The following is a 9762-nucleotide window of genomic DNA, read 5'->3' as shown; positions in this document are numbered from 1 at the left end:
CTACCGCCCCGAGGCCCGCATCGCCCGCGCCCAGCTCGGCCCCGAGGCCGGCATGGTGGGCGCCRCCGACCTGGCCCGCCTGGTCGCCCGCCGCTTCCGCCGCGCCAACCGCCGCCGCGTCGAGCGCTACGAACGCTACGAGCGCTACGCCGAGGCCCGCCGCTCCGACGACCGCACCTCCCAGGGAACCCCGTAGTGACCGTGCCCCGACAGCCCTCGTCCCCCGACCTCTCCGGSGCCCCCGAGCCGCCCGAGCGGGGCAAGGGCAAGCCCGAGGACCGCCGCCACATGATCCGCCGACGCTGGCTGACGGCCACGATCATCGTCCTGCTGATCGGCATCCCCGCCGGTTACCTGGTGATCTCCGCGAACCAGAGCCGCAACAGCGGCCGCGACAAGGAGGACAAGTACTCCGCCACGGGCCTCACCGAAGGCTGGCCCTCCCGGGTGCAGCGCCGTCTCTACGACGTGCCGGTCCAGCCGTACTCGAAGGAGGTGGCGTACTACGAGACGAACAACTGGCGCACCAGCCGTCTCTACGTCCAGTTCCTCACCAGCAACAAGGGCCTGGACAGGTTCCTCAAGCAGATCGGCGCCACGGGCGGCGACCTCAAGCCGAACGACATCACCATCAGCAGGCGCGACCGCAAGGTCGTCGGCTGGGAGTTCACGGGCAAGGGCCCCTGGTACGGCCTGACGCACGAGCAGAAGAACCCCAAGCCGACCCAGGACGTGGTGGTGGACCGCGCCAACCCCCGGCACCCGATGGTCTACGTGGTGTCGTCGACGACGCCCTGATGAGCGGGGTGCGGGGCGCGCCGGGACGCTGAGTGTTGCCGGTGCGTGAAGCCTGGCCGGATCGCGCGCCACACGGCGGCACGGCCTTCTAACGTGTCGTCATGTCTTCCACACACCGCACCGCGCACCGCCCCCGCGCGGCGAGCGGCACCTCGTCCGAGGCGTCGTACGACCGCCGCAGGCTGCACCAGTGGCTGGCGGGGCAGGCCAGGGCCGACGGCGTGGCCCGCCGGGACGTGCTCAGGCTCCTCGCGGCGGCGGGCCTGGCGTCGGCGGTGCCCGTGGGGCTCGGCGCGCCGAAGGCGTCGGCGGCGTCCGGCATCGTCAAACCGCTCCCCGCCGAGCGGTTCATCATCCGCGGCACGAACGCGGAGACGCGCTTCGAGTCGCTGGCGGGGACCGGCCCCCTCACCCCCGCCTCCCACTTCTTCGTGCGCAACCACACCGCGACCCCGAGGCTCGACGCGGCGGAGTGGACCCTGCGGGTCTGGGGCGACGGGCTGAAGGCGGGAGCGCGCGAGTTCACTCTCGCCGACCTGCGCGCGCTGCCGTCCGTCTCCCGTACCGCGTTCGTGGAGTGCGCGGGCAACGGCAGGAGCCTCTTCGCCACCCAGCAGGGCCAGGAGGTCTCCGGCACGGCCTGGACCCTGGGCGCGATCGGCGCGGCCCGCTGGCGCGGCGCACGCCTCTCCGACGTACTGCGCCGGGCGGGGCTGTCCCGCCACGCGGTCGATGTGATGCCGCGCGGCCTGGACGCCGACTACCTGACGGTGGACGGCACCAACCTCGGCCGCGTCCGCCGCCCCCTGCCCCTCGCCAAGGCCCTGGACGACGTGATCCTCGCGTACGAGATGAACGGCGGGCCCCTCCCGCCCGACCACGGCCACCCGGTGCGCGTCATCGCCCCGTCCTGGGTCGGCATCGCCTCAATCAAATGGGTGGGCGACATCGAGGTCTCGGCGACGCCGCTCTACTCGCCCTGGAACACCGACTTCTACCGTCTGTACGGCGAGGCGTATCCGCAGGAGGGCAGTGCCCCGCTCACCCGCCAGACCCTGAAGTCGGTCTTCGAACTGCCGCTGAACGCGCGCCTTTCCGCGCACAGCCGCCACCGCCTGACCGGCCGCGCCTGGTCGGGCGCCGGTGCCATCGCCCGGGTCGACGTCAGCACGGACGACGGCGCCACCTGGCACCGCGCCCGCCTGCACGACACCCCGCGCCCGGACACCTGGACCCGCTGGTCCCACCCCTGGCGCCCCGGGACGCCAGGACCGGTCACCCTCCTCTCGCGCGCCACGGACACGCGGGGCCGCACCCAGCCGGAGGCGACGGTCCACAACACACAGGGGTACCTGTTCGACGCGGTGGTGCGGCACGCGGTGACGGTGGTGCCGTAAACCCCCCGCCGTCGCGTGGAGTTCACGCGAACGCCTCGTTTGTTGAAGTGCCAACTGTGGGAATGACACGCCTTGTTGAGACGGACGTGTCATCCCCCCACAGGAGGCCCCATGCGTCGTCGCCTGACCGCTCTCGCCGTGAGCGCCGCTTCTCTCACCCTGGGAATCGGCGTCGCAGCCGCCCCCGCTTCCGCCGTGCCCGCCGACAAGGCGCAGGTGCTCAGCCGATGGACCCAGACCGACGCGGGCAGCTACAACGCCTGGGTGTCGGCCAACGGGAACCAGGGCGCCTGGAGCGCGTACCAGTTCAACTGGACCACCGACTACTGCTCCAGCTCGCCCGACAACCCCCTCGGCTTCCCGTTCAAGACGGCCTGCGCCCGGCACGACTTCGGCTACCGCAACTACAAGGAGGCGGGCACCTTCGCCGCCAACAAGGCCCGTGTCGACAGCGCCTTCTACGAGGACCTGAAGCGGGTGTGCGCCCGGTACAGCGGCGCGACGAAGACGACGTGCGACGGCACGGCCTGGACCTACTACCAGGCCGTCGACAAGCTCGGCTTCTCCGGTGTGGTGGGCGACGGAGCCGCCGCCTGACCGTTCGCTCAACCGTTCGCTCATCTGGACGAAGGGTGGTGACCGCGTGTGGGTCACCACCCTTCCTCGTGCTCCGGGACCGGCGGCCCAGGGTGGTCACGTACCTTGATGCCCGTGGGTCCCGCCCGTCCCCGCTGCGGGGAAGCGGCGTGAGCCAGAGCAAGGAAACGGCCCGCAGGCCGTGACAGATGGTGAGAAATGGATGCGTGCCGGACGTGAGTGAGACACCGACGAACACCCTGCAATACCGCTTCGACGGGCCCGAGGACGCCCCGGTCCTGATCCTCGGTGCCTCACTGGGTACCACCTGGCACATGTGGGACCGCCAGGTGCCCGAGCTGAGCCGGCAGTGGCGGGTGTTCCGCTTCGACATGCCCGGGCACGGCGGGGCGCCCGCGCACCCCTGCCCGTCCGTCGGCGAGCTCGCCGAACGGCTGCTCGCCACCCTGGACGAGCTCGGCGTGCGGCGCTTCGGATACGCGGGATGCGCCTTCGGCGGTGCCATAGGTGCCGAGCTCGCGCTGCGGCACCCGGAGCGCGTCGCCTCACTGGCGCYSRWSSSCKGGTYCACGCCCGGCTTCGCCGCCGCGCAGCCCGCGATCACCGACTGGGCCGTGCAGATGGTGCGCACCACCGACCCCGGCTGCTACATCGCCGCCTGCGAGGCCCTGGCCGCCTTCGACATCCGCGCCGAACTCGGCCGCATCGGCGTGCCGACCCTGGTSCTCGTGGGCTCGCGAGSACCAGGTCACCGGGCAGGGCGAGGCGCGCACCCTCGTCGCCGGTGTTCCCGACGCCCGGCTCGCCGTCGTGCCCGGCGCCTCGCACCTGGCCCCCGTCGAGCAGCCCGCCGCCGTCACCGACCTGCTCGTACGCCACTTCTCCACGGCCTGGCAGGACACCCAGACGGCGGTCATCGCGCCGCCCGTCAAGCCCGTCATCGCCCCGCCCGCCGTCGCCCCGATGGCCGCGATCGCCCCCATGGAGCAGCCCGAGGCGGTGCCGGGCACCAGCAGGCCCGACCCCTACGAGGCGGGCATCAAGGTCCGCCGCGAGGTGCTCGGCGACGCCCATGTGGACCGTGCCCTGGCCGCCGCCGACGACTTCTCCGGCGACTTCCAGGAGCTCATCACGCGCTACGCCTGGGGCGAGGTCTGGAACCGGCCCGGCCTGGACCGGCGCTCCCGGAGCTGTGTCACGCTGACCGCGCTCGTCGCGGGCGGCCACCTGGACGAGCTCGCCTTCCACACCCGGGCGGCCCTGCGCAACGGCCTCACCCCGGCCGAGATCAAGGAAGTGCTGCTCCAGGCCGCCGTCTACTGCGGCGTCCCGGCGGCGAACTCCGCGTTCAAGGTCGCCCAAGCGGTGATCCGCGAGGAAATCACGCCGCAGGAGTAGCAGGATGGAGGGATGACGACGACTGGCATCACGTTCACGAAGAAGTCCCACGCGTGCGTGCGTCTCGAAAAGGACGGACGCACCCTGGTCATCGACCCGGGCGGCTTCAGCGAGGACGACGCCGCGCTCGGCGCCGACGCGATCCTGGTCACCCACGAGCACCCCGACCACTTCGACGAGGCCCGGCTGCGCACCGGTCTGGAGGCGAACCCCGCCGCCGAGATCTGGACCCTGAAGTCGGTCGCGGACCAGATCTCGGCCGCCTTCCCCGGCCGTGTCCACACCGTCGGGCACGGCGACACCTTCACGGCCGCCGGGTTCGACGTCCAGGTCCACGGCGAACTGCACGCCGTCATCCACCCGGACATCCCGCGCATCACCAACGTGGGGTACCTCGTCGACGGCTCGGTCTTCCACCCCGGCGACGCCCTGACCGTGCCCGACCAGCCCGTGCAGACCCTGATGCTCCCGGTGATGGCCCCCTGGAACAAGATCTCCGAGGTCATCGAGTACGTGCGCGAGGTCAAGCCGCTGCGCGCCTACGACGTCCACGACGCGCTCCTCACCGATCTGGCCCGGCCGATCTACGACAACCAGATCGGGGCGCTCGGCGGCACCGACCACCTGCGTCTGACGCCGGGGGAGACCGCCGACCTCTGACTGTCAGTGCCGCCGGGTAGGTTGTGAGTCATGCGCATCGCGACCTGGAACGTGAACTCGATCACCGCTCGGCTGCCGAGGCTCCTCGCCTGGCTGGAGGCCACCGGCACGGATGTCGTGTGCATACAGGAGACCAAGACGACGGCCGAGGGCTTCCCCGCCGACGAGCTCCGCGAGCTGGGCTATGAGTCGGCGGTCCACGCGACCGGCCGGTGGAACGGCGTGGCGCTGATCTCCAAGGCGGGCCTCGAAGACGTGGTCAGAGGCCTCCCCGGCGACCCGGGGTACGACGGCGTGCAGGAGCCCCGCGCGATCTCCGCGACCTGCGGCCCGGTCCGCCTCTGGTCGGTGTATGTGCCGAACGGCCGAGAGGTCGGCCACGCGCACTACGCGTACAAGCTTGAGTGGTTCGAGGCACTGAAGGCCGCCGTCGCCGGGGACGCGAAAGGCTCCCGCCCCTTCGCCGTCCTCGGCGACTTCAATGTGGCGCCGACCGACGCCGACGTGTGGGACCCCGCGCTCTTCGTGGACTCCACCCACGTCACCCCGGCCGAGCGCGCCGCCCTCGCCGAGCTGCGCGGGGCGGGCCTGACGGACGTCGTGCCGCGCCCCTTGAAGTACGACCACCCGTTCACGTACTGGGACTACCGCCAGCTCGGCTTCCCGAAGAACAGGGGCATGCGCATCGACCTCGTCTATGGCAACGAACCGTTCGCCAAGGCCGTCACCGACGCGTATGTGGACCGCGAGGAGCGCAAGGGCAAGGGCGCGTCCGACCACGCGCCCGTCGTGGTGGACCTGGACGTCTAGCGCCCTCCGTCCGGTCCGGGCCGGTTCAGGACTCCAGCTCCCGCAGGTCGACGGAGTCCGCGAGCGCCGCGAGCCCCGCGTCCCCGGGGTGCAGATGGTCCCCGCTGTCGTAGGCGGGCCGGATGCGCGTCGGGTGCGCGGGATCGCGGAGCACCGCGTCGAAGTCGAACACGGCGTCGAAGTCACCGGTCCCGCGGAGGTAGGCGTTGACCGCCTCGCGCTGGGTGTCGGCCGCCGCCGTGCACAGGGACTCGCCCTCGCAGGGGGCGATCGTGGCGGCCACCACGCGCAGGTTCCGGGCGTGGGCGCGGTCGGCGATCTGCCGCAGGCCCGCGATCACCTCGTCCGCCGACGCGCCCCAGCGCACGTCGTTGACGCCCTCGAAGACGACCACCGTGCGCGCCGAGGTCTGCGCGAAGACGTCGCGGTCCAGGCGGTGCGGGGCGCTGACGCCGCCGGTGTCGGCGGAGACGCCGTCGCCGGGGTAGCGGTCGGCGGTGACGCGGTTGGCCGAGATGCCGTGGTTGAGGACGCCGTAGCGCGGCACGTCGGACTGGTGGAGCAGGCGGGTGGCGAGGACGTTGGGCCAGCGGCGGTTGGCGTCCTGCGTCGAGCGGACGCCGTCCGTGATCGAGTCGCCGAGCAGCACCACCGAGCCGGGCCCGCCGCTCACATCGACGCCGGTGAGCAGCGGCCAGGTCGTGATCGTCGAGGAGTAGGCCGCGGGGGAGCCGTCCGCCGCGTGGTCGCCGGGGGAGCTGACATAGGAGCGCTGGATGGCCTGGCTGTGCACGGGCGCCGTCGTCACCCTGCCCGGCAGATGGAAGCTGACCAGCAGATTGCTGTCGGCGGGGACGTCGAAGCCGAGCGGGTCGCTGTAGGCCTGGGCGCCCGCCGGTAGCTCGGTGCCCGTCCGGCCGCCGTGGAAGGTCAGCCGCCGCGGCACGCCCCGCGCCTCCGCCCCGGCCCGCTGCACCGCCACGGTGGCGCCGCCGATCCTGACCGGGGCCGACGCGAAGGTGTTGTCGAGCCGCACGCGGACCCGGGGCCCGCCCGCACTGGTGTGCACCACGAGCCGCACGGTCCGGTCGCTCCAGTCCCCGACCGTGGTGTACCCGGCGGTCGAAGCGGCCCAGCTGCCCGTCCAGCCCCGGACGGGCGACCGTACCGACAGGGCGAAGACATGCAGGTCCGTGGCGGCCCGGTCGTGCGGCAGGACCACCGAGGCGACCTCGCGCCCCCGGACGAGCGGCACGGTCACCACATACAGCCTGGCCTTCTCGGCGAGCTGCCCGCCCGGCGTGTTGACGTGCGGCAGGGCCACGGACTTCGCGGCGAGCGGGCCCGAGCGCCAGTCGGGCGCGGTGAGCCGGTAGCTGCCGCGCGAGCCGTCGCGGTAGCGGACCGTCCCGGTGCCGCTCGCCTCGCCGCCGGTCCCCGCGACCAGGAAGGCCAGGGCGTCCCCGCGCCCGCGCAGCCGTACGGACTGGCCGTCGGCGACCACGTTGTCCCGCTCGCCGGAGCCGCCGCGCGGGAACGTCAGCATCGCCCCTTCGACGCCCAGGGAGCGCCCCGGGGTCCAGCCCGCCGCCGCCAGGTCCTGCGCGGACAGCGAGCCGCCCGCTCCGTCGAAGTCCGCCTCGCCCGGCCGGGTGTCGTCGCTGACCGCCCGGTTGTCGAAGTGCCGCTCCAGGGGGAGCGGCCGGGGTCCGTGCGGAGCCGCGGCCTCGGCGGAGGCCATGGGGGCGATGCCGGTGAGGAGCGCGACCGTGACGGCCGCTCCCCGGAAACGTCGGCGCACGACGGACCCCTCCCGTGTCGGGTGGCCCCGCCGGACGGCGGGGCCGGGTGACAGTGACGACAGATGCTTAGTGATGACAGATGCACGGTGATGACTGATGCAGGGTGATGACAGATGCGCCATGAAGCTAAAGAGGTGTCAGAGGCGCGTCAACGCGTCGCGCGTGAACACGGCGCGAACTCACCTGTACGGGCCGGGTGGCGCTCTCACCGCTCCGTCGGCACGAGCCCCGTCTCGTACGCGAGGATCACCAACTGCACGCGGTCCCTGGCGTTCAGCTTCGCCAGGAGGCGGGTCAGATAGGTCTTCGCGGTGGCGACGCTGAGACAGAGCTCCTCGGCTATCTCGGTGTTGGAGAGACCGCGGCCCACCAGGGTCAGGACCTCGCGCTCGCGGTCCGTGATGCCCTCGACGGTGGCCGCGCGCGGCGGCCCGGCCGTGGGGCGCTCCGCGAACTCCCTGATCAGCCTGCGGGTGACGCTCGGGGCGAGCAGGCCGTCGCCGGAGGCGACCACGCGGATGGCCGTCAGGATGTCGTCCAGGGCCATGTCCTTGACGAGGAAACCCGCGGCCCCGGCGCGCAGCGCCCCGTATACGTAGTCATCGTCGTCGAATGTGGTCAGGACGACGACGTGCGCGGGCGAGGGCCCCGAGGTGATGCGGCGGGTGGCCTCGATGCCGTCCATGCCGGGCATGCGGATGTCCATCACGACGACGTCCGGGCGCAGCTCCGCGCAGCGGCGGACCGCCTCGTCGCCCGAGGCGGCCTCGCCCACGACCTCGATGTCGGGGGCGTCGGTGATGACCATGCGCAGGGCCGTTCGGACCAGGGGCTGGTCGTCGACGAGCAGGACGCGGACCGTCATCGCGCACCCGCCGGGGCGGGCAACGGCAGCCGGGCCGTCACACGGAAGCCGCCCCCGGGGCGCGGGGCTGCGGCGAAGTCGCCGTGCAGCAGTGCCACGCGTTCCCCCATGCCGACCAGGCCGTATCCGGGGCCGTGCGCGGGTGCGGCGGTGCCGCGGCCCTCGTCCTCGATGCTGATGGTGATCTCCTCGTCCCGGTACTCCACGGTCACTGTGCACGACCCGGTGGCCGCGTGCCGCACGACGTTGGTGACGGACTCCTGGACGATGCGGAACGCCGACAGGTCGATGTCGGGCGGCAGCGGCCTGCGCTCGCCGAGCCACCGCACGTCCACGCGGACCCCGGCGGCCGTGGTCGTCGCGGCGAGCCGGTCGACGTCCGCGAGCCCGGCGGCGGGTGCGAGCGGCACGGCCTCGGCGCCCCGTCGGCCCCCGTCCCGCCGACCGTCGCCCCGCCGGTCACCGTCCTCCTGGCGCTCGCCGCCCGGGTCGCTCTCCCGCAGTGCACCGAGCATCCGCCGCAGCCCCGCCAGTGTCTCGCGCCCCGCCGTCTCCACCGCGATCATCGCCTCGCGCGCCCCGGCGGGCTGGGTCTCCACGACCCGGGCCGCCGCGCCCGCCTGGAGGGCGATGATGCCGATGCTGTGCGCGACGGTGTCGTGCATCTCGCGGGCGATCCGCAGCCGCTCGGCGGTGACGGCCTGGGCCGTGGCCTGGGCGCGCAGCCGCTCGGTGTACGCGCGGGTCCGCCGCACGGAGTCGCCGAGCAGCCAGGCCACGGCGATGAGCAGGCAGTACGTCTGCCAGTCCGTCCAACTGCTCTCGATGGAGTGCGGGAGCCGGAAGGGCAGCCCGAGCGCCTGCCGCAGGAAGGCGAAGCCGGGCAGGGCGCCGAGCGCCAGGGCGGTGGCGCCGGCCCGTGCCCGGCCGCCCCGGGTCGCCACGACGAAACCCAGGGCGATGCCGAAAGCCACGTACTGCAGGAAGGTGATGGTCACTTCGCCGATCGCGAGTGTCGCGGCGTACGAGCAGACGATCAGCAGCGTGAGCGCGAGCAGGGGGCGGCGGCGGAGCAGGCGGCCCGCCCAGAGCGCCGTGCCGAGGGCGGCGGCGACGAGCGCCCACTCCCAGGGCGTCGGGCCGGGCTCGGAGCTGGTCGGCATCAGCGGGAGGCCGAAGTACGCGCGCGCGGCGACGGCCATGCCGAGCCACCAGGAAGCGGCGGCCCAGGCACCCGGCGACGCGTACGAGGCGAGGGATCTCACCGGCGAGACGGACATCCCGCGATCGTAGCCACGGACCCACGGCCGGTCATCGCCCCCGGGTCGTACAACCGGGGTCGACAGAGCCAGTACCCGAGGCCTCCGCCCCGCATGCCGGTGGGCCCGAGCCCTGCGCCCCGGTCGCCCCGCGTCAGCCCCTCCCGCCGTCGGAC

8 protein-coding genes and 2 pseudogenes are annotated in these 9762 nt (G+C 73.1%); 7 read left to right on the top strand and 3 right to left on the bottom strand.

Annotated features, from left to right (window positions below; genetic code table 11):
* The 7 genes and pseudogenes from AB8Z36_RS21910 to AB8Z36_RS21880 all read left to right on the top strand — a co-directional run.
* A pseudogene (locus AB8Z36_RS21910) lies at positions 1-196 on the top strand (ROK family glucokinase); the annotation flags it as partial.
* Entirely contained in the window at positions 196-798 is a 603-nt protein-coding gene (locus AB8Z36_RS21905; RefSeq protein WP_369215058.1) for a sugar kinase, read from the top strand. The pseudogene AB8Z36_RS21910 and the gene AB8Z36_RS21905, both read left to right, overlap by 1 nt.
* 101 nt (positions 799-899) lie before the next feature.
* Positions 900-2195, top strand: a complete 1296-nt coding sequence (locus tag AB8Z36_RS21900; RefSeq protein WP_369215057.1) for a sulfite oxidase — start codon at positions 900-902, stop codon at positions 2193-2195.
* 111 nt (positions 2196-2306) lie between these two features.
* Positions 2307-2792 carry a phospholipase gene (locus AB8Z36_RS21895; protein WP_369215056.1) on the top strand — a complete coding sequence of 162 codons (486 nt, stop codon included), beginning with the start codon at positions 2307-2309 and terminating at the stop codon, positions 2790-2792.
* 215 nt (positions 2793-3007) lie between these two features.
* Positions 3008-4190: pseudogene (pcaC, locus tag AB8Z36_RS21890) on the top strand (4-carboxymuconolactone decarboxylase).
* 27 nt (positions 4191-4217) lie between these two features.
* Positions 4218-4850, top strand: coding sequence for an MBL fold metallo-hydrolase (locus AB8Z36_RS21885; RefSeq protein ID WP_369215060.1), 633 nt, complete (start codon positions 4218-4220; stop codon positions 4848-4850).
* A 30-nt stretch (positions 4851-4880) separates the two neighbouring features.
* Positions 4881-5660, top strand: a complete 780-nt coding sequence (locus AB8Z36_RS21880) for an exodeoxyribonuclease III (RefSeq protein ID WP_369215055.1) — start codon at positions 4881-4883, stop codon at positions 5658-5660.
* Between the two features lie 25 nt (positions 5661-5685).
* On the opposite strand, the gene AB8Z36_RS21875 is transcribed toward AB8Z36_RS21880, so the two are convergent.
* From AB8Z36_RS21875 to AB8Z36_RS21865, 3 genes are all read right to left on the bottom strand, one after another.
* Positions 5686-7461: an SGNH/GDSL hydrolase family protein gene (locus AB8Z36_RS21875; protein WP_440581965.1), complete on the bottom strand. Its 1776-nt coding sequence runs from the start codon at positions 7459-7461 to the stop codon at positions 5686-5688.
* Between the two features lie 206 nt (positions 7462-7667).
* Positions 7668-8327 carry a response regulator transcription factor gene (locus AB8Z36_RS21870; protein ID WP_369215054.1) on the bottom strand — a complete coding sequence of 220 codons (660 nt, stop codon included), beginning with the start codon at positions 8325-8327 and terminating at the stop codon, positions 7668-7670.
* Positions 8324-9607 carry a sensor histidine kinase gene (locus AB8Z36_RS21865; protein WP_369215053.1) on the bottom strand — a complete coding sequence of 428 codons (1284 nt, stop codon included), beginning with the start codon at positions 9605-9607 and terminating at the stop codon, positions 8324-8326. Before AB8Z36_RS21865 ends, AB8Z36_RS21870 begins: the two co-directional genes overlap by 4 nt.
* Between the last annotated feature and the right edge of the window lie 155 nt (positions 9608-9762).

The organism is Streptomyces flavofungini, from assembly GCF_041028215.1.
GTDB lineage: Bacteria > Actinomycetota > Actinomycetes > Streptomycetales > Streptomycetaceae > Streptomyces > Streptomyces flavofungini_B.
Note: the sequence above shows the minus strand (reverse complement) of the source record. Positions and strands in the feature narration are given on the sequence as shown.

Bases quoted from the DNA above. Each gene is read 5' to 3' on its own strand.
- AB8Z36_RS21900 (WP_369215057.1), top strand. From the start codon at position 900: ATGTCTTCCACACACCGCACCGCGCACCGCCCCCGCGCGGCGAGCGGC.
- AB8Z36_RS21895 (WP_369215056.1), top strand. From the start codon at position 2,307: ATGCGTCGTCGCCTGACCGCTCTCGCCGTGAGCGCCGCTTCTCTCACC.
- AB8Z36_RS21880 (WP_369215055.1), top strand. From the start codon at position 4,881: ATGCGCATCGCGACCTGGAACGTGAACTCGATCACCGCTCGGCTGCCG.
- AB8Z36_RS21870 (WP_369215054.1), bottom strand. From the start codon at position 8,327: ATGACGGTCCGCGTCCTGCTCGTCGACGACCAGCCCCTGGTCCGAACG.
- AB8Z36_RS21865 (WP_369215053.1), bottom strand. From the start codon at position 9,607: ATGTCCGTCTCGCCGGTGAGATCCCTCGCCTCGTACGCGTCGCCGGGT.